Below are 26102 nucleotides of genomic sequence, written 5' to 3' on the forward strand. Positions count from 1 at the left end.
TTTGTTTTTTGAAAGAAAATGATAGAAAATGATTGACAATGGCAGAAAATCGTGTATAATGATTTTTGTAAACGATTGCAGGAGGTGTTGAACATACTCAAATCAGAACGAAAACAGATTATATTGGAGCGAATACACTCTCAACAGTTTGTTCGGCTAGAGGAATTAATCGAAGTTCTTGATACATCTGAGTCTACTGTACGTAGGGATTTGGACGAGTTGGAAAACGAAGGTAAGCTTCGTCGTGTACACGGCGGTGCTGAAGCGCCAGGGAATTTACAACTCGAAGAGTCTATTCTAGAAAAATCTGTCAAAAACGTTCAAGAAAAACGAGAGATTGCGGAAAGAGCTGCTCGACAGATTGTTAACGGAGACGTAATTTTTTTAGATGCAGGTACAACAACCGGTGTACTGATTGATTATCTTCAGCAGGAAAATCTGACAGTCGTTACCAATTCTATTCACCACGCAGTGAGGCTGGTTGAACGCAAGATAAAAACAATCATTATAGGTGGTTTTGTTAAGCAATCAACAGATGCTTCCGTTGGAGCGATAGCATTGGAACAAATTCGTCAGCTCAACTTTGATAAGGCATTTCTAGGTATGAATGGTATTGATAAAAATTACTTTACAACGCCAGATATTGAAGAAGCGACCATCAAACGCACTATCATAGACAATGCCAAAGAAAGCTATGTTTTGGCAGATGCTTCTAAAATTGGTCAATTCTCCTTTGTTAAAGTTGCGGCAATCGAAAAATCCAACATTATCTGCCAATCTTCAGAAAGCAGTTTGTTGGACATCATAAAAGAGAAAACGAGGGTAATCGAGGTATGATTTATACAGTTACGCTCAATCCAGCGATTGACTATATCGTTCGTTTAGAACATGTCGAGACGGGCAGTGTCAATCGTATGGAGAGCGATGATAAGTATGCTGGTGGTAAGGGAATTAACGTTAGTCGTATTTTGAAGCGCTTGGGCTATCCAAATACAGCAACGGGTTTCCTTGGGGGATTCACAGGTCAGTTCATCAAAGATGGATTGATTGCCGAAGGAATTGATACTGATTTTGTTCAGGTTGATCAAGATACACGTATTAACGTGAAAATCAAAGCTGACCAAGAAACAGAAATCAACGGTTTGGGTCCGATTGTGACAGATACACAGTTGGCCGAATTAGAAATGGTCTTAGCAGGATTGACCAAAGAAGACACCGTTGTCTTCGCGGGGTCTGCTCCAGCTAGTCTTGGAAATGAAGTCTACAATAGGCTGATTCCTGTGGCTAAAAAAGCAGGAGCGCAAGTGGTCTGTGACTTTGAAGGTCAAACACTTCTTGACTCACTAGCACACCAGCCACTCTTGGTCAAGCCAAACAACCATGAACTTGAAGCAATCTTCAATGTCGAGTTGAATGGCATCGCAGACATCGAGACCTATGCTAAGAAAATCTTAGAAATGGGTGCTCAGAATGTGATCATTTCTATGGCAGGGGATGGGGCTTTGTTGGTCACTCCAGCAGCTACTTACTTTGCCAAACCAATCAAGGGAACAGTGAAAAACTCTGTCGGAGCTGGAGACTCCATGGTGGCAGGTTTTACAGGTGAATACGTTCGCTCACAAGACCCAATCGAAGCCCTCAAATGGGGAGTTGCTTGCGGTACGGCAACAGCCTTTTCAGATGATTTGGCAAGTATCGAATTTATTAAGGAAACTTATGAAAAAGTTGAGGTAGAAACACTATGAAAATTCAAGACGTTTTGAGAAAAGATGTCATGTTACTTGATTTGCAAGCGACAAGCAAGGAAGTAGTTATTGATGAAATGATTGCTAGTTTGGTTGATAAAGGTTATGTAACGGATTTTGACGTATTCAAAACAGGTATCATGAACCGTGAAGCACAAACGACAACAGGACTTGGTGACGGTATCGCAATGCCACACGCTAAGAATGCGGCTGTAAAAGAAGCGACTGTTCTCTTTGCAAAATCAAACAAAGGTGTCGACTATGCAAGTCTTGATGGTCAACCAACTGATTTGTTCTTCATGATTGCAGCTCCAGAAGGTGCAAACGATACACACTTGGCTGCCCTTGCTGAATTGTCTAAATACTTGATGAAGCCTGGATTTGCTGACAAACTTCGTGGTGTTTCTAGCCCAGAAGAAGTCATTTCAGTCTTTGACGAAGCTGAAGCAGCAGATAAGGCTGCCGAAGAAGTAGTTGCAGCACCAAATGGTGACCGTCCATTTATCGTTGCTGTTACAGCATGTACAACAGGTATCGCCCACACTTACATGGCAGAAGAAGCACTTAAGAAACAAGCTGCTGAGATGGGTGTTGACATCAAGGTTGAAACCAACGGTGCTTCAGGTGTTGGAAACAAACTAACCGCTGAAGACATTAAGAATGCAGCAGGTGTTATCATCGCAGCAGATAAGGCTATTGATATGCCTCGCTTCAATGGCAAACCTTTGGTATCTCGGCCAGTTGCAGCTGGAATCAAACAACCAGAAGAATTAATTAACCTTATCTTGGATGGTAAAGCATCAGCCTACACTGCGTCAGAAGGAGCAGCTACTGTGGAATCTTCAGAAAAACTCAGTCTTGGCAAAGCGTTCTATAAACACTTGATGAGTGGTGTGTCTCAAATGTTGCCATTCGTTATCGGTGGCGGTATCTTGATTGCCCTTGCCTTCCTATTCGATGGAGCTCTAGGTGTGCCACAAGACAGCCTTGGTAGTCTTGGTTCATACCATGAAATCGCAGCTATGTTCATGAAGATCGGTGGAGCAGCCTTCGGCTTCATGTTGCCACTTCTAGCAGGTTATATTGCTTACTCAATCGCTGAAAAACCAGGTTTGGTTGCAGGTTTCGTAGCTGGTGCAATTGCTAGTAGCGGTCTTGCGTTCGGTAAAATTCCTTACGCAGCTGGTGGTGAAGAAACGCTTGCTCTTGCAGGTGTATCATCTGGTTTCTTGGGTGCCCTTGTTGGTGGTTTCCTTGCTGGTGGTGTAGTGCTCGTTCTTCGCAACGCTTTGCGCAACCTTCCAAAATCACTTCAAGGTTTGAATGCAATCTTGCTCTTGCCACTTTTGGGAACAGCAATCACTGGTTTCTTGATGTTCTTCGTTAACATCCCAATGGCAGCAATCAACACAGGTATGAACAACTTCCTTGCAGGTCTTGAAGGTAGCTCTGCTATTCTCCTCGGCCTTGTCCTCGGTGGTATGATGGCAGTCGATATGGGTGGTCCAGTCAACAAGGCAGCTTATGTCTTCGGTACAGGTACACTTGCAGCAACTGTTGCAGATGGTGGTTCTGTTGCCATGGCAGCGGTAATGTCAGGTGGTATGGTTCCACCGTTGGCAGTTTTCGTTGCAACCCTTCTTTTCAAAGACAAATTCACACAAGAAGAGCGTAACTCAGGTTTGACAAACATCGTTATGGGTCTTTCATTCATCACTGAAGGTGCGATTCCATTTGGTGCTGCTGACCCAGCTCGTGCAATCCCAAGCTTTATCGCTGGTTCTGCCCTTGCAGGTGCCTTGGTTGGTTTGTCAGGCATCCAATTGATGGCTCCTCACGGTGGTATCTTCGTTATCGCTTTGACATCTAATCCATTGCTTTACATCGCCTATGTTTTGATCGGTGCGGTTGTATCAGGTGTCCTTTACGGAGCACTTCGTAAAGCTAAATAATTTTAATTGAAACCTTGCTTCTGGCAAGGTTTTTTAGCTATTTCACGAGGATTATGGTATAATGTGAGTATTATTGTTATTAGAGGAGTCTTGAAATGGAAATCATTCGCGATAAAGAATTTGTCAATCAGTATCATTTTGATGCCCGCAATCACGCGTGGGAAAAAGAGAACGGAATTCCGGAAACAAAATTGAAAGTTGACTTTCAATTGATTGAGCAAAATCGTGCGGAAAATCGAACATCTATGATTACCATTTTGCGCTTTATGATTGTACTAGATCATTTTGTGATTTCAGGCGCCATGAGTCAGGCCGTTCACTTACCAAATCGATTGGTAGAAGAGCCAACTGAATTTACTGATGAGGAAAAACGTGTTTTGGTAGAGCCTCTTTTGGACATTTTAAAACGAATGACTTATGAGGTTACTGAAATCGCCTTTGATGCACCAGGAGTGAATTTGGAGTTTTAATATGAAATTAGCAGTTATAACTGACTCATCGGCTGTTTTGAATATCCAAAGTATTGAGCGGGATGACCTGTTTGTCCTAAGTATTCCAGTCAGCATCGATGGGGAAAATTATATCGAAGGACAAAATTTGACGGTTGAAGAGTTTTATCAAAAAATGGCTTCATCGAAAGAATTACCTAAAACCAGCCAACCGAGTTTGATGGAACTAGAAGAAATTCTGGCTAAATTAACAGAGAAAGGCTATACACACGCACTTGGCTTATTCTTGTCATCAGGTATTTCAGGTTTTTATCAAAATATTCAATATTTGGCTGATGAATTTGAAGGATTAACCGTTGCCTTTCCAGATACCAAAATCACATCGGCTCCTTTAGGCATGATGGTCGAAAATGTTCTCAAATGGGCTGATGCAGGACTTAGTTTTGAAGAGATTACTGGGAAATTGGACCAAGAAATTGGGAAGACTACAGCCTTCATCATGGTTGATGACCTCAATCATTTGGTAAAAGGTGGTCGCTTGTCCAATGGTGCAGCCTTGCTTGGCAATCTTTTGAGCATCAAACCGATTCTGTATTTTACAGGTGAGGGTAAGATTGAAGTGTATGAAAAAGTTCGGACGGAGAAAAAGGCCATTAAACGCCTCTTGGAAATCCTCCAAGAACAAACGACCGAAGGACAGTATCAGATTGCTATCATTCACGCCAACGCACCTCAGAAGGCTGAAAACTTTAAACAGCAGTTGGAAGAAGCAGGTGTCGGTAGCGATTTACCAATCGTGTCATTTGGTTCGGTCATCGGTACGCACTTGGGAGAAGGGGCAGTGGCCTTTGGTATTTCTCCCATTATTGAATAGGAGTTTCTATGACAATTAAGGTAATTATCGCAGGATTCAAAGGAAAAATGGGCTCAACGGCTGTTGAGATGGTCAAAGGTGACGCAGCACTTAGTTTGGCTGCCTTGGTGGATCCCTTTGCGACAGAAACAGAAGTAGATGGTGTTCCTGTTTTCAAGACCAAAGAAGAAGTTGCCAGTCTGGAAGCTGATGTCTGGGTGGATTTTACAACGCCAAAATTTGCCTATGAAAACACCCGTTTTGCCTTGGAAAATGGTTTCGCACCTGTGGTTGGAACGACAGGATTTACCCCTGAAGAAATCGAGGAATTGACCGCCTTATCTGCTGAGAAGGGTTTGGGCGGCTTGATCGCTCCTAACTTTGCTATTGGCGCTATCTTGCTCATGCAATTTGCAGCACAAGCAGCCAAGTATTTCCCAAATCTTGAAATCATTGAATTGCACCACGATAAGAAGAAGGATGCACCGAGTGGTACGGCTGTCAAAACGGCCGAACTCATTTCCCAAGTTCGTCAGTCACAGACTCAAGGTGCAGCGGATGAAGAAGAACTGATTGCTGGCGCTCGCGGTGCAGAATTTGACGGCTTCCGTATCCACTCAGTACGCTTGCCAGGCCTTGTTGCCCATCAGGAAGTGATTTTTGGGGCACAGGGCGAAGGCTTGACCATTCGTCATGACTCTTACGATCGTATTTCCTTTATGGGCGGTGTCAATCTAGGCATTAAAGAGGTAGTCAAACGCTCACAACTCGTTTATGGTTTGGAACACTTATTATGAAATTAAACAATCTGCCTTCTGAGTTTCAGGAGGCTTTGCCGATTTTAGAGAAAATTAAAGCAGCTGGTTACGAGGCTTATTTCGTTGGCGGTTCTGTTCGTGATGCCATTCTCGGTAGGCCTATTCATGATGTCGATATTGCGACATCCAGCTACCCTCAGGAAACGAAACAAATCTTTTCACGGACTATTGATGTCGGAATTGAACACGGTACGGTGCTAGTACTAGAGGGGAAAAAGGAGTATGAAATTACCACCTTTCGGACAGAGGAGGAGTATGTTGACTTCCGTAGGCCGAGTCAGGTTTCTTTTGTGCGTTCCTTAGAAGAGGATCTCAAACGTCGCGACTTCACAGTCAACGCCTTTGCTCTGGATGAAGAGGCACAGATTGTTGACCTCTTTGATGGGACGACTGACTTAGAAAACCGCACCCTACGGGCTGTAGGCATCCCGGCTGAGCGTTTCAACGAAGATGCCCTCCGTATCATGCGTGGATTTCGCTTTGCAGCGACCTTGGACTTTGAGATTGAACCGACTACCTTCACAGCTATGGTTGAAACCGCACCGCTTTTGGAAAAAATCTCGGTGGAACGTAGCTTTATCGAGTTTGATAAACTCTTGATGGCGGATTTTTGGCGAAAAGGCTTGCGCGCTATGATTGATTCCAAGGCTTATGATTTTTTGCCTGATTTAGCTGGAAAAAGTGATGAATTAGAGGCCATGCTAACAAGTCTGACAGAAGAGTTTCGCTTTTCGACATCTGAACAAGCTTGGGCCATGCTCTTTGTCTGCCTAGGTATTGATAACATCAAGTCCTTCCTGAAAAAATGGAAAACCAGCAATGATTTCCAACGCAGCGTGGTCAAGTTGGTAGAGATTTATCAGCTCCGCCAAGCAGGACCTGTTACCAAGCAAATCTGTTTCAAGTATGGCAAAGAATTCTTATACTTGGTAGAGGAACTCCGTCAGGCACAAGGTTTTGTTGCAGATTTTGCAGCAATCGATAAGATTGACCAAGCCTTGACTATCCACGACAAGCATGAAATTGTTGTCAATGGAGGACATCTGATGAAGGCATTTGACCTCAAACCAGGTCCAGTATTGGGAGAACTACTCAAAGAGGTGGAATTCCAGATTGTGGAAGGACAGCTGGAAAACGAAGAGCAAGCGATTATGACATTTGTGAAAGGAATCTTAGAGAATGAGTGATTTTATCGTTGAACACCTGACTAAATCTGTCGGAGATAAAACGGTCTTTGCTGATCTGTCTTTCATCATCCATCAAGGCGACAGAATCGGTATTATCGGGGTCAATGGTACAGGAAAGACGACTTTGCTGGATGTTCTGTCAGGTCGTATCGGTTTTGACGGAGATGTATCACCTTTTCGTACAAAAAATGCTTATAAAATCGCCTATCTGACCCAGGAACCTGATTTTGATGAAAGTAAGACAGTTTTAGACACCGTTCTTTCATCTGACCTCCGTGAAACTCAGCTGATTCGTGAATACGAATTACTCTTATCTCATTACGATGAAGCAAGTCAAGCAAGACTGGAGAAAGTCATGGCAGAGATGGATTCTCTCAATGCTTGGGAGATTGAAAGTCAGGTCAAGACTGTTCTGTCAAAACTCGGTCTGACAGACCTCAACAAAACCGTTGCTGACTTATCGGGTGGTCTACGTAGACGAGTGCAATTGGCCCAAGTTCTCCTTGGCAATGCTGACTTGCTCTTGCTGGATGAACCGACTAACCACCTGGACATTGATACCATTGAATGGTTGACGACTTTCTTGAAAAATACTAAAAAGTCTGTTCTCTTTATTACCCACGATCGCTATTTCTTGGACAATGTGGCGACACGGATTTTTGAATTGGATCGCGCCAGCTTAACCGAATATCAGGGAAATTACCAGAACTATGTTCGCTTAAAGGCAGAACAGGACGAGCGAGATGCCGCCCTTCGCCATAAGAAAGAGCAGCTCTACAAACAAGAGCTGGCTTGGATGCGCAGACAACCTCAAGCTCGTGCTACCAAGCAACAGGCCCGTATCAATCGTTTCCATGACCTTAAAGGCGATTTAGCCCACAAGATAGACGATAGCGAATTGGAAATCAATTTTGAAACCTCTCGTATCGGTAAAAAGGTCATTAATTTTGAAAATGTCAGCTTTTCCTATCCTGACAAGCCCATTTTAAAAGACTTTAACCTGCTCATTCAAAACAAGGACCGCATAGGAATTGTCGGTGATAATGGAAAAGGAAAATCCACTTTGCTCAATCTAATCGCAGGTGATTTGCAGGCAGACAGCGGTAAGCTGGAAATTGGTGAAACCATCCGTATCGGCTATTTTTCTCAGACCATTAAAGGTTTAGACGAAAGCAAGCGGGTCATCAATTTCTTGCAGGAAGTGGCAGAAGAAGCTAAGACGACATCTGGTATGGTTTCTATCGCAGAACTCTTGGAGCAATTCCTCTTCCCACGCAATACCCACGGGACCTTGATTGAGAAATTGTCAGGCGGGGAGAAGAAGCGACTTTATTTGCTTAAGATTCTCTTGCAACGACCCAATGTTCTCTTACTGGACGAACCGACTAACGACTTGGACATAGCGACTCTGACAGTCTTGGAACATTTCTTGCAGGGCTTTACTGGACCAGTCATTACCGTTAGTCACGACCGTTATTTCCTAGACAAGGTAGCCAATAAAATCTTGGCTTTCGAAGATAGCGGTATAGAGACCTTCTTTGGCAACTACACAGACTATCTGGATGAGAAGGCCTTTCTGGCTTCCAGCTCTGCCATTTCCTTGGAAAAACCAAAGGAGAAATCCGAGAAGGTAAAAGAAACCAAGAAGCGGATGTCCTACTTTGAGAAGCAGGAATGGGCAACCATCGAAGAGGATATTGCTGGCTTGGAGGAGCGGATTGCGGCAATCGAGGCGGAAATGCTGACCTGTGGTAGTGATTTTACAAAATTATCCGATTTGCAGAAGGAATTGGATGAGAAAAACGACCTGCTCTTGGAAAAATATGAGCGGTATGAGTATCTGAGCGAACTGGAGGGCTAGATGAAAGTTCTTGTCATGTCATATATGGTCATCTATCTCTTGGTAACCTTGGGAGCGGCTTTGTTTAGCTATCTAAAGACCCAAAAAATGAATACATTGCGCTTGATTTTAACTATCCTGTCCATGATATTGCTGACAAGCACCTTGTATTTTTATAGTCAGTCTTATCACGACTTGCAGATGGTGGGCTTTGCTCTAGGTTTTACCTTTATTTCTACTCTTTTTCTCTATAATGGAACGAAAGAAGGTAGTAATTTTACGACAGTTATGCTCTTTTCCATTGGAAGGTTTATCTTACATATTCAATTTTTAATTTTGCTCTATCTCTTTCGATAGAGCAATTAATTTTTATCCGTACAAATTTTTGAAAAGGCTTTACGCAAACCTTTGCATTGTGTTATAATAAAGAAAATACATTTGAGGTGATGATTATGTCTAAAAAAATTATCGGTATTGACCTTGGGGGAACTTCTGTTAAATTGGCCATTTCGACTACTGAGGGAGAAATTCAAGAAAAATGGTCTATCAAGACAAATATTTTAGATGATGGAAGTCATATTGTTCCAGATATTATCGAGAGCATTCAACATCGTTTTGAAACCCATGGTTTAACTAAGGACGATTTCTTAGGAATTGGTATGGGCTCACCCGGTGTAGTGGATAGTGAAGCTGGTACTGTTATCGGAGCCTATAACCTCAACTGGAAGACCTTGCAATTGGTCAAAGATCAGTTTGAATCTGCGCTCGGTTTACCATTCTTTATCGACAATGATGCCAACGTAGCAGCTCTTGGTGAGCAGTGGGTTGGTGCTGGAAACAACAATCCAAACGTTGTCTTTATGACGCTTGGTACAGGTGTTGGTGGCGGTGTCATCGCTGCCGGAAACTTGATTCGTGGTGTCAAAGGTGCTGGTGGTGAATTAGGTCATATCACAGTTGATTTTGATGAGCCATTTGCATGTACTTGTGGTAAGAAAGGTTGTCTAGAAACCGTTGCTTCAGCAACAGGTATTGTCAACCTCAGCCGTCGTTATGCGGACCAATACGCAGGCGATGCAAAACTGAAACAAATGATTGATGATGGGCAAGATGTAACGGCTAAAGATGTCTTTGATTTGGCAAAAGAAGGCGATGATTTGGCTTTGATTGTCTACCGTCATTTCTCAGAATACCTAGGTGTTGCTTGTGCAAACATTGCTGCAGTCCTCAATCCTGCCTACATCGTTCTTGGTGGTGGTGTATCAGCTGCGGGAGAGTTCTTATTGGATGGCGTTCGTAAGGTCTTTGCTGAAAATAGCTTCCCACAAATCAAGGAAAGTACACAAATTGTCTTGGCAACACGTGGTAATGATGCAGGTGTATTGGGCGCAGCATCACTCGTCTTGAAATAATCGTTAAAAGCAGGGGAAACTCTGCTTTTTTTCAATTCCGCTGTCACATTTTCTTTATATACATATATTGAAAAATGTAGTATTTAAGCGTACAATGAAAGTGTAAAGAGAAAGGAGTGTCACCTTATGAAACAGGTAAACATGTCTAAAATAATCAACTATCTGACCATTCTTGGTTTATTGATTTTGTTATCTGCTTTTTTCCTTGATAACTGGATTCGTGACTGGTTTTTCCCGTCTAGCTGGGGAAACATAGCAACCATGTTGATTCTCCCTCTACTGGGGGCTCTAATTCTTATACTATCTATCTATTATAAAAAATTGTGGACTGGTTTGATTAGTATCTTCTTAATGATCTCATTTCCTCTGATATTCGGTATTGGCTACTTTATATTTGGCCCCTAGAAGGAGCGGTTATGAACCTGACTTTACTAAAAAGATTAAATCTAGTTTTGTATGGTATCGCAATTTTTCTCATCGTCATGCTATTTTTGCCAATAGGGCAATGGTTTGAAGTTGTAAATGTGAATTTTAAACTAACATTTTTCATCATTCCATTTTTCGGACTAGCCAGCTTACCAACGGCTATTTACACTAAAAATGTTCGTCAGATATTGTTGAGTGTTCTCTTGGTTGCCTTGTATTTTATATTGTTCAGCCTAATAACTGCCCTATCTGGTTTGTTCCACCTTAATTTTTATTCATTCTTTTTCAAATGAGAACTCCGGTGCAAAACTGGAGTTTTTTGCTAGAATTTGCTATACTAAGACCATGACTAAAGCAGATATTATTTTTAAAGAAAATATTCGTAAGATTATGGAAGAGGGCGTTTTTTCAGAAAATGCTCGCCCTCGTTACAAGGATGGAAATGTCGCTAATTCCAAGTACGTTACAGGCGCCTTTGCTGAGTATGACTTGTCTAAGGGCGAGTTTCCTATTACAACACTTAGACCTATTCCAATTAAGTCGGCCATTAAGGAAATTCTCTGGATTTACCAAGACCAGACCAATGACCTGTCTGTCTTGCAGGAAAAATACGGTGTCCAGTATTGGAATGACTGGGAAGTTGAAGGAACAGGCACAATCGGTGAACGTTACGGTGCTATTGTGAAAAAACATGACATCATTTCAAAAATCCTCAAGCAATTGGAAGAAAATCCATGGAATCGCCGCAATGTGATTTCTTTGTGGGATTATGAAGCATTTGACCAATCTGCAGGTCTCTTGCCATGTGCCTTTCAGACCATGTTTGACGTTCGGCGAGTGGATGGGGAGATTTATCTGGATGCAACTCTAACTCAACGGTCAAATGATATGTTGGTAGCCCATCATATCAACGCTATGCAGTATGTAGCCCTTCAGATGATGATCGCTAAACATTTTGGATGGAAGGTTGGGAAGTTTTTCTATTTCATCAACAATCTTCACATCTATGACAATCAGTTTGAACAGGCTGAAGAATTACTCCGTCGCACACCATCTGAAGTTGAGCCACGTTTGGTCTTAAATGTTCCTGACGGTACCAATTTCTTTGATATTCGGGCAGAAGATTTTGAATTGGTGGATTACAATCCAGTTAAACCGCAGTTAAAATTCGATCTAGCAATTTAACTGGATTAGCAGTGAAGAACTTCGTTCTTTTACCTCGCTTCTTTATTTTTAGGCTCGGGCTGAAACAGTTCCCCGACCTGTTTCACTTCCAACCTTCAACAGTCTATACTCAGACTTTCGAAGCCAGTTAAACCGCAACTCAAATTTGACTTGGCGATTTAAGATGAGGGGGCTTTCCAGCACCAGTGAGGTTCACATTCTACGAATCTCGGAATCTTCCCTATCTCTGAGTAGTCGATGATAGTTTCAATATGATAAAAATTTGCACTAGCCCTACTTGGTAAGTGCATTTTTCATGTTTTTTTGATAGAATGATAGGACGGAGAGTGAGAGAAAATGACTAAAAAGATTGTTGCCATTTGGGCTCAAGATGAAAATGGATTGATTGGAAAAGGTGATAGACTTCCTTGGTCATTACCAGCTGACTTAGCTCATTTCAAAGAAACGACAACAGGTCACACGATGGTGATGGGACGTATAACCTTCGACGGCATGGGTAAACGTGCTCTTCCCAATCGTCACACCATCGTTTTGACAACGGATAAAACCTATCAACTAGAGAGTGAACGTGTTACCATTTTACACAGTGTGGAAGATGTCCTAGATTGGTATAACAAACAGGAGCAGACACTATTTGTGCTTGGTGGGGGACAAATTTTTACTGCCTTTGCACCTTACATTGAAACATTAATAGTGACAGATATTCACGGTCAATTTAATGGCGATGTGTATTTTCCGAAAGCATTTCCTATGGAGAAATTTCAGCTACAAAGCGCCAATTCACGTCCAAAAGACGAGAAAAACCCGTATGATTTTACAATAAAAACCTATGAAAGAAGAGATGGTTAGGCATGGAGAGAAGTTTATTCGGTTTATTTACAGCATTTCTCTGTGGGATTTGTATTCTTTGTGCGATTCAAGCCTTTCGGAAGAAACGTTTTGGTTTAGCAATTTTATTTTTACTGAATGCTTTTACCAATCTGGTCAATAGTATTCATGCTATTTATGGATTTTTATTTAGATAAGAGATATGAAAGAGGAAACACATGGCTGTTAAGCATACACATGAGCTAATCTATTGCTCATTTTGCGGAAAAAATCAAGAAGAAGTTAAAAAAATTATCGCTGGGAACAATGTCTTCATTTGTAATGAATGCGTGGAACTAGCACAGGAAATCATTCGTGAGGAACTGGCAGAAGAAGTTTTGACAGACTTGGCCGATACGCCAAAGCCACAAGAATTACTCAATATCCTGAACAACTACGTCATCGGACAGGATCGTGCAAAACGTGCTTTAGCAGTAGCCGTTTACAACCACTACAAACGTATCAATTTCCAGGATAGCCGTGATGAGAACGATGTTGATTTGCAAAAATCAAATATCCTTATGATTGGTCCGACTGGTTCAGGAAAAACCTTCCTAGCACAGACCTTGGCTAAAAGTTTGAATGTCCCGTTTGCTATTGCCGATGCGACCGCTCTTACTGAGGCGGGTTATGTTGGTGAAGACGTAGAAAATATCCTCCTCAAACTTTTGCAGGCTGCAGACTTTAACATCGACCGTGCAGAAAGAGGAATTATCTATGTGGATGAAATTGATAAAATTGCCAAAAAAGGTGAAAATGTGTCCATTACCCGCGATGTATCTGGTGAAGGTGTCCAGCAAGCGCTCCTAAAAATTATCGAGGGAACTGTGGCCAGCGTACCACCACAAGGCGGACGCAAACATCCAAACCAAGAAATGATTCACGTGGACACCAAAAATATCCTGTTCATCGTTGGCGGTGCATTTGATGGTATCGAAGAAATCGTCAAACAGCGTCTCGGTGAAAAAATCATCGGTTTTGGTCATAATAATCGTGCTATTGATGAAAAAGAATCATACATGCAACATATCATTGCAGACGATATTCAAAAATTCGGTATCATTCCAGAGTTGATTGGTCGCTTGCCTGTATTTGCAGCTTTGGACCAATTGACAACAGAGGATTTGGTACGTATTTTGACGGAACCAAAGAATGCTCTTGTAAAACAATACCAGACACTCTTGTCTTATGATGACGTGGAGCTTGACTTTGATGAGGACGCCTTGTTAGCAATTGCAGAAAAAGCAATTGAACGTAAGACTGGCGCTCGTGGACTTCGTTCCATCATTGAAGAAACGATGTTGGATGTCATGTTTGAGGTGCCAGGCCAAGATAACGTTAAACGTGTTCGTGTAACAAAAGCAGCAGTAGACGGTAAGGAAAAGCCTTTACTAGAAACTGCTTAAAAATAAAGGGTAGAAACTGATTGATTTCTACCCTTATTTATGAAAGGTATAAAATGCAAATCAACACACATAATGCTGAGATTTTGCTCAGTGCTGTTTCAAAAGCCCAGTATCCTGGCGATGACATTCCAGAAATTGCCCTTGCCGGGCGATCTAACGTTGGAAAGTCCTCATTTATCAATACTCTTCTAGGAAGAAAAAATCTTGCACGTACGTCAGGAAAACCAGGAAAGACTCAACAACTCAATTTTTATAATATAGATGATAAAATTCGATTCGTAGATGTTCCAGGTTATGGCTATGCTAAAGTATCCAAAACTGAGCGTGCTAAGTGGGGCAAAATGATCGAAGAGTATTTGACGACACGAGAAAATCTACGTGTTGTGGTGAGTTTAGTAGACATGCGTCATGAGCCATCAGCAGATGATGTTCAAATGTATGATTTCTTGAAATATTATGAAATTCCTGTTATTATTGTGGCAACGAAGGCTGATAAAATCCCACGAGGAAAGTGGAATAAGCACGAATCGATGATTAAAAAGAAATTGGATTTTGATAAAAATGATCAATTCGTTATCTTTTCTTCTGAGACTCGTCACGGATACGATCAGGCATGGGATGCTATCTTAAGTAACATCTAATAAACAGTTCAGGAGAAAAATCATGGAACGTACTTTCTTCATCATCAAACCAGATGCTCTTAAGCGTGGACTTGCAGGACAAATTCTTTCACGTATCGAACGCAGGGGATTTAAAATCCGAGATTTAAAAATGGTTACAGCGACAGAAGAGCTAATCAGTCAACATTATGATCATTTGACAGATAAACCTTTCTTCCCGCAATTAGTACAATATATGACGAGCGGGCCGATGATAGCTGGTATTATAGAAGGGCCAGAAGTTATCAAATCTTGGCGAGATATGATGGGAGCTACCAATCCAGTAAACGCCCTACCTGGGACTATTCGTGGAGATTTTGCGACAGCGCCCGTTGAGGGAATTGTGGCAAATGTCGTTCATGGCTCAGATAGTGCAGAAGCAGCCGAACGCGAGATCGGTCTTTGGCTGGGAAAATAGCAGAGCAGTTCAACCACAGCAATCCTACACAAAGTTTATGTCAACATCTCAGCGCAGTGGTTGATTGGCAGATTTGTTCGTGTTTCACACTCCAAATCTGTCCTAATCAACTGTGCGGGGGTGGGAAGACGAACTCTTCTATGAATGCAGGAGTTCTTTCCCACTCCCGTTTTTCTTATGGCAAGTTCTTGGTATTTCTGATATAATAAAGAGTAATACCCTTGTAGAGGAAGAAACATGAATTTAGAAGATTTGAAAAAACGACAGGAGAAAATTCGTAATTTCTCCATTATTGCCCACATCGACCATGGTAAATCAACCTTGGCTGACCGTATTCTTGAGAAGACAGAAACAGTTTCCAGCCGTGAAATGCAAGCCCAGTTGCTGGATAGTATGGACTTGGAACGCGAGCGTGGTATCACCATTAAACTCAACGCAATCGAACTCAACTATACAGCTAAAGATGGAGAGACATACATTTTCCACTTGATTGACACACCAGGACACGTGGACTTTACCTATGAAGTATCGCGTTCTCTTGCGGCCTGTGAGGGTGCAATTCTGGTGGTGGATGCTGCTCAAGGGATTGAAGCACAGACCTTGGCCAACGTTTATCTGGCCCTTGACAATGACTTGGAAATCCTGCCAATCATTAACAAGATTGACCTGCCAGCAGCAGACCCAGAGCGTGTTCGTCAAGAAATCGAAGATGTGATTGGTTTGGATGCTTCAGAAGCAGTGCCAACATCAGCTAAGGCAGGTATTGGTATCGAGGAGATCTTGGAGCAGATTGTCGAGAAGGTTCCAGCACCGACTGGTGATGTCGAAGCTCCATTGCAAGCATTGATTTTTGACTCTGTCTATGACCCTTATCGTGGGGTTATCCTCCAAGTTCGTATCGTCAATGGTGTCGTGAAGCCAGGTGATACCATCCAGATGATGAGCAACGGCAAGACCTTCGATGTAACAGAAGTCGGAATTTTCACACCAAAAGCCATTGGTCGTGATTTCCTAGCAGTTGGAGATGTTGGCTATATCGCAGCCTCCATCAAGACCGTTGCAGATACCCGTGTCGGTGATACAGTGACCTTGGCTGAAAATCCAGCCAGTGAGCCACTCTCAGGCTACAAACAGATGAACCCAATGGTCTTTGCAGGTATCTATCCAATTGATTCCAACAAGTACAATGACCTCCGTGAAGCCTTGGAAAAGCTCCAGCTCAACGATGCCAGCTTGCAGTTCGAACCTGAAACATCGCAGGCCCTCGGCTTTGGTTTCCGTTGTGGCTTCTTAGGTCTCTTGCACATGGATGTTATTCAAGAACGGATTGAGCGTGAGTTTAACATTGACCTCATCATGACAGCTCCGTCGGTAGTCTACCATGTCAACATGACGGACGGTGAAATGATTGATGTAGCCAACCCATCTGAGTTCCCAGACCCAACCAAGATTGCAACTATCGAAGAGCCTTACGTTAAAGCACAAATCATGGTACCGCAGGAATACGTCGGTGCGGTCATGGAATTGGCTCAGCGGAAACGTGGTGACTTTGTGACTATGGATTATATCGATGATAACCGTGTCAATGTCATCTACCAAATTCCACTTGCGGAGATTGTCTTCGACTTCTTTGACAAGCTTAAGTCATCCACTCGTGGTTATGCCAGCTTCGACTATGAGATTTCTGAATATCGTTCATCCAAGTTGGTGAAAATGGATATTCTCCTTAATGGGGATAAGGTCGATGCTCTCAGCTTTATCGTCCACAAGGAATTTGCTTATGAACGTGGGAAAATCATCGTGGACAAACTCAAGAAAATCATCCCTCGTCAACAGTTTGAAGTGCCAATCCAAGCTGCTATCGGTCAGAAAATCGTTGCCCGTAGCGACATCAAGGCCCTTCGCAAAAACGTTTTGGCCAAGTGTTATGGTGGTGACGTTTCCCGTAAACGTAAACTCCTAGAAAAACAAAAAGCCGGTAAGAAACGGATGAAAGCCATCGGCTCTGTCGAAGTTCCACAAGAAGCCTTCCTCAGCGTTCTCAGTATGGATGAAGACGATAAGAAATAAACTTGATACAAAGAAACACTCCTGCATTTTGTTGCAAGAGTGTTTTCTCTTATTTACGTTTCATTTCACCTTGTGGGTAGTAAGTCCCTTCAGGCATATCATTGATGAAGACGTGAATGGCTTCTTTTGGCGCATTAGTATTACGAGATACAACCTCAGTTACTTCACATGCAAGAGTAATCTTTTGTTCTTCTGTGCGTCCTTCAAACAAATCAATACGTACAAATGGCATATATTTCCTCCTTTATTTTTCGTTTATTGTACCATAGTTTTTATGATTCTCCAAGGATATTTTCATAATGTATTGCAAAATATATTTATATTTTGTTATAATAATATCGCAATTAACAATAAGGAGAATGATTTATGTTTAAGAAAAAAGCAGCTTAGATAGTTAGCGAAACGTCAATAAAAAAATCTAGAAAGTTTCTTAATGGGAAAACAGCAGGAATAACTGGCGGTGTCCTACTTACAACATTTATCGGTTCACAATTAATGACTGCTGAGCTTCCGAAAAAAGATGACCTTTATGGACAACAGTATGTAACAGTCGTAAAACATCTTCAAGAGGCAGGTTTTAAAAATATTCAGGGGGTGGAAATTACTGATTTAGAATTTGGAAAAATAGGTGAAAGCGATCTTGTCGAACTCGTCTCTGTTGACGGAGAAGATTGGAAGGAAGGACGGGCTTTAAAAAATATCCCAATTACAATCTCCTACCATGTTCCCAAAAAAGATGCCGTTGAATTCAAACTACCAGCTTCTAAAAATTTAGCAGATGTCGAGAAAGAGCTAAAAGATTCAGGTTTTAAACAAGTCGAACTAACTCCTGTTCTGCTAGTAGAAGAAGGCAATGCGGACAAAAAAGATAAGATTGATCGCCTTCAAATCGGAAATCACACCTATCAATCCAATCATTTTTACTCTACTAGTCTCCCTGTTACATTAACCTATTTTGACGTTAGCAAAGATAACATCAAACTACCAGAAAATCTAGCAGAGGCTAAAACAAAACCAGAGCTCGAAAAACAACTAAAAACAGCAGGATTTACAGACATCAAGTGGACTGCTGTTGCGGACAAGGATAAAGCAAAGCATGAAAAAATTCAAAAAATTAGTCTAGCTGGCGCAGAGCTTCAGTTGCCCACCAAACAGGAGATTATCAGCAAAAAATCAACCCCCATTGTAATCACCTACTACGATTTCTCTAGCTTCGCTGAACTGCCATCATCCATTTCAACAAAAACAGCTGCAGATACTAAAAAATTGTTTACTGACGGTGGTTTTTCTCAAGTATCTGAAGTAGCAACAGAGACCAATGAAATTGCTAAAAATGGACAAATCATTGCGGTCGAGATTGATGGAAAATCTTTTAACGAGATGAATGATAAGGTCATCAAAAAAGATAGCAAAGTCATTATCAAATATTGGAATGCTGAAAAAGCTATTGCTGAGAAAGCACGTAAAGAGGAGGAAGAACGTCTCGCCGCCGAAGCGAAAAAAGTTGCAGAAGCAGAAGCACAAAGCCAAGTTCAGCAATTTGCTGCTACACCATCTCAAAACACATATTATCCAAATTGTAAGGCAGTTAGACAAGCAGGAGCTGCACCAATCTATCGTGGAGAACCAGGTTACGGTAGTCATTTAGACCGTGATGGAGATGGAGTTGGGTGTGAGTAAGAAAAACATTGACAGCGTTTACATTGTTTGCTATACTATCCTTAAAGGAGGGATTACTCATGGCCTATAAATACCGTATGATTTTATCGTTCCTACTCGCTGGATTATGTTTGTATCTAGTAGCAACTGTTTTTGCCAAGAGTATCTGGGAAGGACCTTTGTTTCTTGCATTTTCTTTTTACAGCCTAATATATGGTTGCGTTATGCTCTACAAGTGGAAACCAACGGCAGCTAAAATCATTTTTGAGTGTGTCGGAAATTTCTTATCATTCCCCTGGTCTTAATATCAAACAAGCTCAAAACGGGCTTGTTTTTCTATTTCCATAAGGACTATTTTATGATAAAATGGAAGGAGTGAAAATTTAAGATTGGAAAGAGAAAAGTGGCTCAATTATATTATAAATATGGGACAATGAACTCAGGAAAAACCATTGAGATTTTAAAGGTTGCCCACAACTATGAAGAACAAGGAAAACCTGTTGTTATCATGACATCTGCACTTGATACTCGTGATGCCTTTGGTGTTGTATCCAGTCGTATAGGCATGAGAAGAGATGCAGTGGCGATTGACGATGATATGGATATCTTTGGTTTTATTGAAAAAATGGAACCGCGCCCTTACTGTGTTCTCATTGATGAAGCACAATTTCTTCGACGTCATCATGTCTACGCACTTGCTCGCGTAGTCGATGAATTAGATGTACCCGTTATGGCTTTCGGTCTTAAAAATGATTTCCGAAATGAACTGTTTGAAGGTTCCCAACATTTGCTCTTATTGGCTGATAAATTAGATGAAATCAAAACAATCTGCCAATATTGTTCTAAAAAAGCGACAATGGTTTTGAGAACGCAGGATGGAAAACCTACTTATGAAGGAGAACAAATCCAAATTGGTGGCAATGAGACCTACATTCCTGTCTGTCGCAAACATTACTTTTCACCAGAAATTAAAGATTTACCCTAATTTTTGAAAATGAAATGAGAAGCGGCTGTAAATTGAGCATCTGTATAGAACTGAATTCGCCTATGACTCTGTGCCAATTTTCATGACTTACATATTACAGAAAGGAATTGAACACGCCCTACAAGCTAACTGGAAGTGTGTTCGGTCAAATATTTAGAAAGGAATTGAATACGGGCTACGAACTGTGCCTGTTTCATGACCTACATATTACAGAAAGGAAATGAACACGCCCTACAAGCTGTGTCAAAAAGATAATTTCTCCAAGTGTTTGTAACACTTGGTCAAAATTCCTATTTTGACTGTGCTTGCTTAACGGGCTTTGTATCTTAATTTTATGAACATCTATGATCAATTACAGGCGGTGGAGGACCGCTATGAGGAACTTGGTGAATTGTTGTCTGACCCTGATGTGGTCAGCGATACCAAGCGTTTTATGGAGTTGTCTAAGGAAGAAGCTGCAACTCGTGATACAGTAACAGCCTACCGCGAATATAAGACTGTACTTCAAAACATTGTCGATGCAGAAGAGATGATTAAAGAATCTTCTGGTGATGCTGACTTGGAGGAAATGGCTAAGGAAGAACTCAAACAAGCTAAGGCTGATAAAGAAGCTTACGAAGAAAAGCTGAAAATCCTTCTTTTACCAAAAGACCCTAATGATGATAAAAACATCATCTTGGAAATCCGTGGTGCCGCAGGAGGTGATGAAGCTGCCCTCTTTGCTGGAGACCTTTTGACCATGTATCAAAAGTATGCAGAAGGTCAAGGCTGGCGTTTTGAAGTCATGGAGGCTTCTTATAATGGTGTCGGCGGTATCAAAGAAGTTGTTGCCATGGTCTCTGGTCAATCCGTTTATTCAAAACTCAAGTATGAATCAGGAGCTCACCGTGTTCAACGTGTCCCTGTGACAGAAAGCCAAGGTCGTGTCCACACCTCAACAGCAACCGTTCTCATCATGCCAGAAGTTGAAGAAGTGGAATATGACATCGATCCAAAAGATCTTCGTGTCGATATTTACCATGCATCTGGTGCTGGTGGACAGAACGTCAACAAGGTTGCGACTGCCGTGCGTATCGTTCACTTGCCAACCAACATCAAGGTGGAGATGCAGGAAGAGCGTACTCAGCAGAAAAACCGTGAAAAAGCTATGAAGATTATCCGTGCCCGTGTAGCTGACCACTTTGCACAGATTGCCCAAGATGAGCAGGATGCAGAGCGTAAATCAACTATCGGTACAGGTGACCGTTCAGAGCGTATCCGTACATACAACTTCCCACAAAACCGTGTGACAGACCACCGTATCGGCTTAACCTTGCAAAAGCTGGATACTATCTTGTCAGGTAAGATGGACGAAGTCGTAGATGCCCTTGTTCTCTACGATCAAACGCAAAAACTAGAAGAGCTTAACAAATAATGAATTACGCTCAATTATTTGCAGCATACGAAGAACAATTAGTCACAATTGGTGAAGAGGCAGAGTCCCTGTCCTTCACCTTTCGTGGCTTAAAGGGACTGAACTTTACGGAATTTCTCCTCCTGCTCCGTCAGGAAGTCACACCGACTGACAAAGAAGAGATTGATGCGATTTTTCAGCAACTTTCCCAGCACCGACCTGCCCAGTACATTATCGGCAAGGCTGATTTTCATGGCTTGGAGTTTGCGGTGGATGAGCGAGTCTTGATTCCAAGACCTGAAACGGAAGAATTAGTTGATTTAATTTTGCAGGAAAATAGCGGAGCAAGTTTGCGTATCTTAGACATCGGTACAGGAAGCGGTGTCATAGCTATTTCCCTTGCAAAAGCTAGACCTGATTGGGAAGTGGTAGCGGTTGACATTTCAAATGATGCCCTAGCAGTGGCTCAGGAAAATGCAAGAACCAACCAAGTCTCTGTTCACTTTCTAGAATCGGATGTCTTGCAAGCTGTGACAGGGAAATTTGACATCATTGTTTCTAATCCGCCCTATATCTCACCAGATGACACAGATGAAGTTGGACTTAATGTATTGACTTCTGAGCCACATCTGGCCTTATTTGCGGAAGAAGATGGCATGGCTATTTACAGACAAATTGCGGAGCAAGCAGGGACCTTTTTGAAAGAGGATGGAAAACTCTACTTTGAAATTGGCTACAAGCAAGGGCAAGACCTAACTGACTTACTCGCTCTGCATTTCCCCAAAAAGCGAATTCGAGTCCTCAAAGACCAATTTGGACAGGATAGAAAGGTCGTAGCGGATGACAATGGATAAACTCCGAACAATTCTTGAAAATGGTGGTGCTGTTATCCTTCCAACTGAAACAGTCTATGGGCTTTTTGCCCAAGCCTTGAATGAAGATGCAGTCAATCGCGTCTATCAGTTGAAACAGCGCCCTAGGGACAAGGCAATGAACTTAAATGTCTCAAATCTGAACGATATTTATTTTTTCAGTCAAAATACACCATTTTTTCTGGAGAAACTGTATAATAGATTTATGCCAGGACCACTAACGATCATCCTGAAAGCGAACGATAAAGTTCCTTTTTGGGTTAATTCTGGTCTGGATACTGTTGGATTTCGTCTTCCCAATCACGAACAAACCTTACGTTTGATTTCGGAGACTGGACCACTTATTGGACCATCCGCCAATATTTCAGGAAATGAAAGTGGCAAGAAGTTTTCGGACATCCAGGCACAATTTTCAGTTGATTTGCCTGGCATTGAGGATGACCAAGCTCTGACAGGTATTGATTCAACGATTTTGGACCTTTCTGGACAGAAAGCGCGAATTTTGCGCCAAGGTGCTATCAGCCGCGAAGAGATTCAGAAAGCCATTCCCGAAATAGAATTTGAGGTAGTGTTATGATTCGTCCCATTGAGAAAGGTGACTTGGTAGTCATCCGAGAAATCAATGCTCAATCCTTAGGGTATGATTGTTCATTGGAACAAACTGAGCGACAGTTTTTTAGATGCACGAGTACATTGGGGCATATCTTATTGGCCTATATAGATGACATAAGTGGCGCAGTGCAAGGCTACATTCACGCACAAGTCTATGAAAGTCTCTATTCAGATACAGGCCTCAATATTCTCGGACTAGCTGTTGAGCAAATTTCACAGAAAGAGGGCTACCATTTTATTCGCCTCAATTCTGCTGAAAGTCGTCTCCAAGCCCATCTTTTCTACGAAAAGAATGGCTATCACTCCGATAAAATGCAGAAGCGTTTTATCAAGCACATTTAGCCCAATACAAAGGAGTACCGCACATGATTTTTGACAAAGTTAACTACAAAGAATTTGATAAAGAAGTTTGGGAAGCTATCCAAGCTGAAGAAAAACGCCAACAAAATAATATCGAATTGATTGCGTCTGAAAACGTTGTTTCTAAAGCTGTTATGGCAGCTCAAGGTTCTATTTTGACCAATAAATACGCAGAAGGTTACCCAGGTCGTCGTTACTATGGCGGTACGGAATGCGTTGACGTAGTTGAAAGTTTAGCTATTGAACGTGCTAAAGAAATATTCGGTGCAAAATTTGCTAACGTTCAGCCACACTCAGGAAGCCAGGCCAATTGTGCTGCCTACATGGCCTTGATTGAGCCAGGAGACACTGTTATGGGGATGGACTTAGCTGCAGGTGGTCACTTGACTCACGGTGCATCCGTTAGCTTCTCAGGACAAACTTACAACTTTGTAGCTTACAATGTTGACGAAGAAACTGGCTTGCTTGATTACGATGCAATTTTAAAACAAGCAAAAGAAGTACAGCCAAAATTGATTGTCGCAGGTGCTTCAGCCTATGCACGTACAATTGACTTTGCTAAATTCCGTGAAATTGCTGATGCAGTTGGTGCAAAATTGATGGTGGACATGGCCCATATTGCTGGTCTTGTAGCTGCTGGTCTCCATCCAAACCCAGTTCCTCACGCTCATATCACAACAACAACAACTCACAAAACACTTCGTGGACCTCGTGGTGGTTTGATTTTGACCAATGATGAAGAGCTCATCAAGAAAATCAACTCAGCCATCTTCCCAGGCATCCAAGGTGGTCCATTAGAGCATGTTATTGCTGCAAAAGCCGTATCTTTCAAAGAAGTTTTGGACCCAGCTTTCAAAGACTATGCTCAAAAAGTGATTGAAAACAGCAAGGTCATGGCTGAAGTCTTCCTTGCAAACCCTAACTTTAAAGTCATCACAGGAGGAACAGACAACCATCTCTTCCTAGTTGACGTGACAAAGGTCGTTGAAAACGGTAAGGTTGCTCAGCATCTCCTCGATGAAGTAAATATTACTCTCAATAAAAACTCAATTCCTTACGAAAAACTCTCACCATTCAAAACAAGCGGTATCCGTATTGGCTCCGCGGCCATTACTGCTCGCGGTTTTGGAGTAGAGGAAGCTCGCAAGGTTGCACAACTAACTATCAAAGCACTTGAAAATGCAGAAAATGAAACCGCTCTTGAGGAAGTCCGTCAAGAAGTGCGTGCTTTGACAGATCAATTCCCACTTTACGAAGGTTTATAATGGATATATTTGTAAAAAAAGCCATCATACATCAATTTAGTCCTGATGATACAGAGCTGGTCCTTGCCGACCAGCTTTTGACTGTTAGCCCAAAAATAGAAGAATATTTGCGTAAAAAGATTGAACGTGTCTTTTCTGATGAAGCAAAAACAGGACAATTTAACCCCGACAATCCTTTTCTTGACTATTTAGATGGTGACCTACTGACAAACTCTGTCAAGATTGCTAATCTATGGAAAGAAGAATTTTCAATTTCTGAGAATTTAAAAACCAATGACCTCATTTTCATAGAGTTTGAACGAAATGGTGTTGAACATTTTACCTTTTTGAGAATCTCACTGCGTGAAAACCTCGCCCACGTTGGTCTGGAAAGCGGAAGTCCTTTAAAAATCACCCAGAATAATTTACCTGGAGCAGGTTCAGCACCTGATGAAGCCTTGATTGTCAATCTTCAAACGCGGAAGTATCATTTGATTGAGAAAAGAATCAAACATAATGGAGCCTTCCTCAATTATTTCTCAGATAATCTTCTGCAAGTTACACCAGCTATTTCTGCAAAAAAATCAATCAAAGCAGTAGAGCAAACTGCACAGAAGATTGCTGACAATTTCCATCAAGGTGATTTTCAATTTCAATCGAAAGTCAAGTCAGCTATTTTCAACAATTTGGAAGAAGATAACGAGCTTTCACCTGAAAAATTGGCTGATCAGTTATTCGACAACAACCTGACTGCTCGTTTAAATTTCGTCGATCAACTGAAAGAGGTCATACCTGATAAGATTTCCTTCGATGAAATTGATAGTAGCCGTCAACTTAAGAAATTTGAAAATCAGAAGCTATCTTTATCAAACGGAATTGAGTTGATTGTGCCAAATGCAATCTATGAGGATGCAGAATCGGTTGAGTTTATTCAAAATGATAACGGAACCTATTCTATTCTTATCAAAAATATTGAAGACATAAAGAGCAAGTAAATGAAAAAACTGATACGTACGCTGATACTTCTTTTACTGATTTTTCTCGGTTATAAATTCTATCAAACCTACAGTGCAGTAAAGCAAGTGATGACCTATCAAACTATGGTACAAGAAGTATTGGCAGAAAACGACACACCAGCTAATGAAGAACTAGTCCTAGCAATGATTTACACAGAAACCAAGGGACAAGAAGCAGATGTCATGCAATCAAGTGAGTCCGCTACTGGCTATGCTAACACCATCACGGATAGTAGAGAGAGTATCCGGCAAGGAATTATCTACCTGACAGAAAACCTACGGTTGGCTGAGGAAAAAGGAGTAGAGGTTTGGACAGCAGTTCAGGCGTATAATTTCGGTCCAGCCTATATTGGCTATATTGCTGAGCATGGTGGAGAACATACACTCTCTTTAGCGAAAGAATACTCCAGAACAGTAGTAGCACCAAGCTTAGGGAATACTACAGAAGAAACGTATACCTATTTTCATCCTTTGGCTTTGCTAAATGGTGGGAAGTTATATGTAAATGGTGGAAATATCTACTATGCTAGACAGGTTCGTTTTAATATGCACCTGATGCGCCTCATTAATTTATTTTAATACCTATCAAACTCATCGGAAATCTGATGAGTTTTTAACTACAGCAATTTTACAAACTAGGTAAAATTGTAGTATAATAAAGAGAATAGGAGACA

General features: G+C 41.6%; 29 protein-coding genes. 28 read left to right on the top strand and 1 reads right to left on the bottom strand.

Annotated features, from left to right (window positions below):
* Positions 1-87: 87 nt before the first annotated feature.
* The 19 genes from ODU50_RS00725 to lepA all read left to right on the top strand — a co-directional run bounded on the left by ODU50_RS00725 (position 88) and on the right by lepA (position 17287).
* Positions 88-837: a DeoR/GlpR family DNA-binding transcription regulator gene (locus ODU50_RS00725; RefSeq protein WP_024395563.1), complete on the top strand. Its 750-nt coding sequence runs from the start codon at positions 88-90 to the stop codon at positions 835-837.
* The gene (gene pfkB / locus ODU50_RS00730; RefSeq protein WP_105153023.1) at positions 834-1745 is read left to right on the top strand and encodes a 1-phosphofructokinase; all 912 of its coding nucleotides are present in this window, start codon (positions 834-836) and stop codon (positions 1743-1745) included. The genes ODU50_RS00725 and pfkB overlap by 4 nt, the downstream gene beginning before the upstream one ends.
* Positions 1742-3697: a fructose-specific PTS transporter subunit EIIC gene (locus ODU50_RS00735; protein WP_398581266.1), complete on the top strand. Its 1956-nt coding sequence runs from the start codon at positions 1742-1744 to the stop codon at positions 3695-3697. Before pfkB ends, ODU50_RS00735 begins: the two co-directional genes overlap by 4 nt.
* Before the next feature lie 95 nt (positions 3698-3792).
* Positions 3793-4167 carry a DUF1149 family protein gene (locus tag ODU50_RS00740; protein WP_002934959.1) on the top strand — a complete coding sequence of 125 codons (375 nt, stop codon included), beginning with the start codon at positions 3793-3795 and terminating at the stop codon, positions 4165-4167.
* Position 4168: 1 nt separating this feature from the next.
* Positions 4169-5020, top strand: a complete 852-nt coding sequence (locus ODU50_RS00745) for a DegV family protein (protein ID WP_398581267.1) — start codon at positions 4169-4171, stop codon at positions 5018-5020.
* Between the two features lie 8 nt (positions 5021-5028).
* On the top strand, positions 5029-5796 hold the full coding sequence (gene dapB / locus ODU50_RS00750; RefSeq protein ID WP_024381818.1) for a 4-hydroxy-tetrahydrodipicolinate reductase: 768 nt from the start codon (positions 5029-5031) through the stop codon (positions 5794-5796).
* Positions 5793-7004: a CCA tRNA nucleotidyltransferase gene (locus ODU50_RS00755; RefSeq protein WP_398581268.1), complete on the top strand. Its 1212-nt coding sequence runs from the start codon at positions 5793-5795 to the stop codon at positions 7002-7004. Before dapB ends, ODU50_RS00755 begins: the two co-directional genes overlap by 4 nt.
* Entirely contained in the window at positions 6997-8865 is a 1869-nt protein-coding gene (locus ODU50_RS00760) for an ABC-F family ATP-binding cassette domain-containing protein (RefSeq protein WP_398581269.1), read from the top strand. Before ODU50_RS00755 ends, ODU50_RS00760 begins: the two co-directional genes overlap by 8 nt.
* Entirely contained in the window at positions 8866-9201 is a 336-nt protein-coding gene (locus ODU50_RS00765) for a hypothetical protein (protein WP_023370404.1), read from the top strand.
* A 95-nt stretch (positions 9202-9296) separates the two neighbouring features.
* Positions 9297-10256 carry an ROK family glucokinase gene (locus tag ODU50_RS00770; protein WP_398581270.1) on the top strand — a complete coding sequence of 320 codons (960 nt, stop codon included), beginning with the start codon at positions 9297-9299 and terminating at the stop codon, positions 10254-10256.
* Positions 10257-10382: 126 nt separating this feature from the next.
* The gene (locus ODU50_RS00775; RefSeq protein WP_398581271.1) at positions 10383-10661 is read left to right on the top strand and encodes a hypothetical protein; all 279 of its coding nucleotides are present in this window, start codon (positions 10383-10385) and stop codon (positions 10659-10661) included.
* 11 nt (positions 10662-10672) lie between these two features.
* The gene (locus ODU50_RS00780) at positions 10673-10975 is read left to right on the top strand and encodes a hypothetical protein (protein ID WP_398581272.1); all 303 of its coding nucleotides are present in this window, start codon (positions 10673-10675) and stop codon (positions 10973-10975) included.
* Positions 10976-11027: 52 nt separating this feature from the next.
* Positions 11028-11867 (top strand): thymidylate synthase, encoded by an 840-nt coding sequence (locus tag ODU50_RS00785; protein ID WP_002934970.1) that lies wholly within the window; start codon positions 11028-11030, stop codon positions 11865-11867.
* Positions 11868-12203: 336 nt separating this feature from the next.
* Positions 12204-12716: a dihydrofolate reductase gene (locus tag ODU50_RS00790; protein ID WP_105135322.1), complete on the top strand. Its 513-nt coding sequence runs from the start codon at positions 12204-12206 to the stop codon at positions 12714-12716.
* A gap of 2 nt (positions 12717-12718) precedes the next feature.
* On the top strand, positions 12719-12892 hold the full coding sequence (locus ODU50_RS00795; RefSeq protein WP_024411302.1) for a hypothetical protein: 174 nt from the start codon (positions 12719-12721) through the stop codon (positions 12890-12892).
* A 21-nt stretch (positions 12893-12913) separates the two neighbouring features.
* Positions 12914-14140, top strand: coding sequence for an ATP-dependent Clp protease ATP-binding subunit ClpX (clpX, locus tag ODU50_RS00800; protein ID WP_002934974.1), 1227 nt, complete (start codon positions 12914-12916; stop codon positions 14138-14140).
* Positions 14141-14193: 53 nt separating this feature from the next.
* Positions 14194-14781 carry a ribosome biogenesis GTP-binding protein YihA/YsxC gene (gene yihA / locus ODU50_RS00805; protein ID WP_014637952.1) on the top strand — a complete coding sequence of 196 codons (588 nt, stop codon included), beginning with the start codon at positions 14194-14196 and terminating at the stop codon, positions 14779-14781.
* A 22-nt stretch (positions 14782-14803) separates the two neighbouring features.
* Positions 14804-15217 (top strand): nucleoside-diphosphate kinase, encoded by a 414-nt coding sequence (gene ndk / locus ODU50_RS00810; protein ID WP_105148475.1) that lies wholly within the window; start codon positions 14804-14806, stop codon positions 15215-15217.
* Positions 15218-15454: 237 nt separating this feature from the next.
* Positions 15455-17287 carry a translation elongation factor 4 gene (lepA, locus tag ODU50_RS00815; protein ID WP_024383525.1) on the top strand — a complete coding sequence of 611 codons (1833 nt, stop codon included), beginning with the start codon at positions 15455-15457 and terminating at the stop codon, positions 17285-17287.
* Between the two features lie 49 nt (positions 17288-17336).
* Here the strand turns inward: lepA and ODU50_RS00820 are convergent, their stop codons facing one another.
* Positions 17337-17519 (bottom strand): 4-oxalocrotonate tautomerase, encoded by a 183-nt coding sequence (locus ODU50_RS00820; RefSeq protein ID WP_105153029.1) that lies wholly within the window; start codon positions 17517-17519, stop codon positions 17337-17339.
* Between the two features lie 263 nt (positions 17520-17782).
* Between ODU50_RS00820 and ODU50_RS00825 the strand changes: the two genes are divergently transcribed.
* From ODU50_RS00825 to ODU50_RS00865, 9 genes are all read left to right on the top strand, one after another.
* Entirely contained in the window at positions 17783-18967 is a 1185-nt protein-coding gene (locus ODU50_RS00825; RefSeq protein ID WP_238145688.1) for an excalibur calcium-binding domain-containing protein, read from the top strand.
* A 382-nt stretch (positions 18968-19349) separates the two neighbouring features.
* Positions 19350-19931, top strand: coding sequence for a thymidine kinase (locus tag ODU50_RS00830; RefSeq protein WP_012028098.1), 582 nt, complete (start codon positions 19350-19352; stop codon positions 19929-19931).
* Positions 19932-20265: 334 nt separating this feature from the next.
* Positions 20266-21345, top strand: coding sequence for a peptide chain release factor 1 (gene prfA / locus ODU50_RS00835; protein ID WP_015646857.1), 1080 nt, complete (start codon positions 20266-20268; stop codon positions 21343-21345).
* Entirely contained in the window at positions 21345-22178 is an 834-nt protein-coding gene (gene prmC / locus ODU50_RS00840; RefSeq protein WP_398581273.1) for a peptide chain release factor N(5)-glutamine methyltransferase, read from the top strand. Before prfA ends, prmC begins: the two co-directional genes overlap by 1 nt.
* On the top strand, positions 22165-22773 hold the full coding sequence (locus ODU50_RS00845) for an L-threonylcarbamoyladenylate synthase (protein WP_192874220.1): 609 nt from the start codon (positions 22165-22167) through the stop codon (positions 22771-22773). Before prmC ends, ODU50_RS00845 begins: the two co-directional genes overlap by 14 nt.
* Entirely contained in the window at positions 22770-23150 is a 381-nt protein-coding gene (locus ODU50_RS00850) for a GNAT family N-acetyltransferase (protein WP_105178826.1), read from the top strand. The genes ODU50_RS00845 and ODU50_RS00850 overlap by 4 nt, the downstream gene beginning before the upstream one ends.
* Before the next feature lie 23 nt (positions 23151-23173).
* Complete coding sequence (gene glyA / locus ODU50_RS00855; RefSeq protein WP_105178825.1) at positions 23174-24433, top strand: serine hydroxymethyltransferase; 1260 nt, start codon at positions 23174-23176, stop codon at positions 24431-24433.
* Positions 24433-25407: a nucleoid-associated protein gene (locus tag ODU50_RS00860; RefSeq protein ID WP_105178824.1), complete on the top strand. Its 975-nt coding sequence runs from the start codon at positions 24433-24435 to the stop codon at positions 25405-25407. The genes glyA and ODU50_RS00860 overlap by 1 nt, the downstream gene beginning before the upstream one ends.
* Positions 25408-26007, top strand: a complete 600-nt coding sequence (locus ODU50_RS00865) for a lysozyme family protein (protein WP_105178823.1) — start codon at positions 25408-25410, stop codon at positions 26005-26007.
* The last annotated feature ends 95 nt before the right edge of the window (positions 26008-26102 follow it).

This window comes from Streptococcus sp. 2020WUSS084, assembly GCF_044427445.1.
Taxonomy (GTDB): Bacteria; Bacillota; Bacilli; order Lactobacillales; family Streptococcaceae; genus Streptococcus; species Streptococcus suis.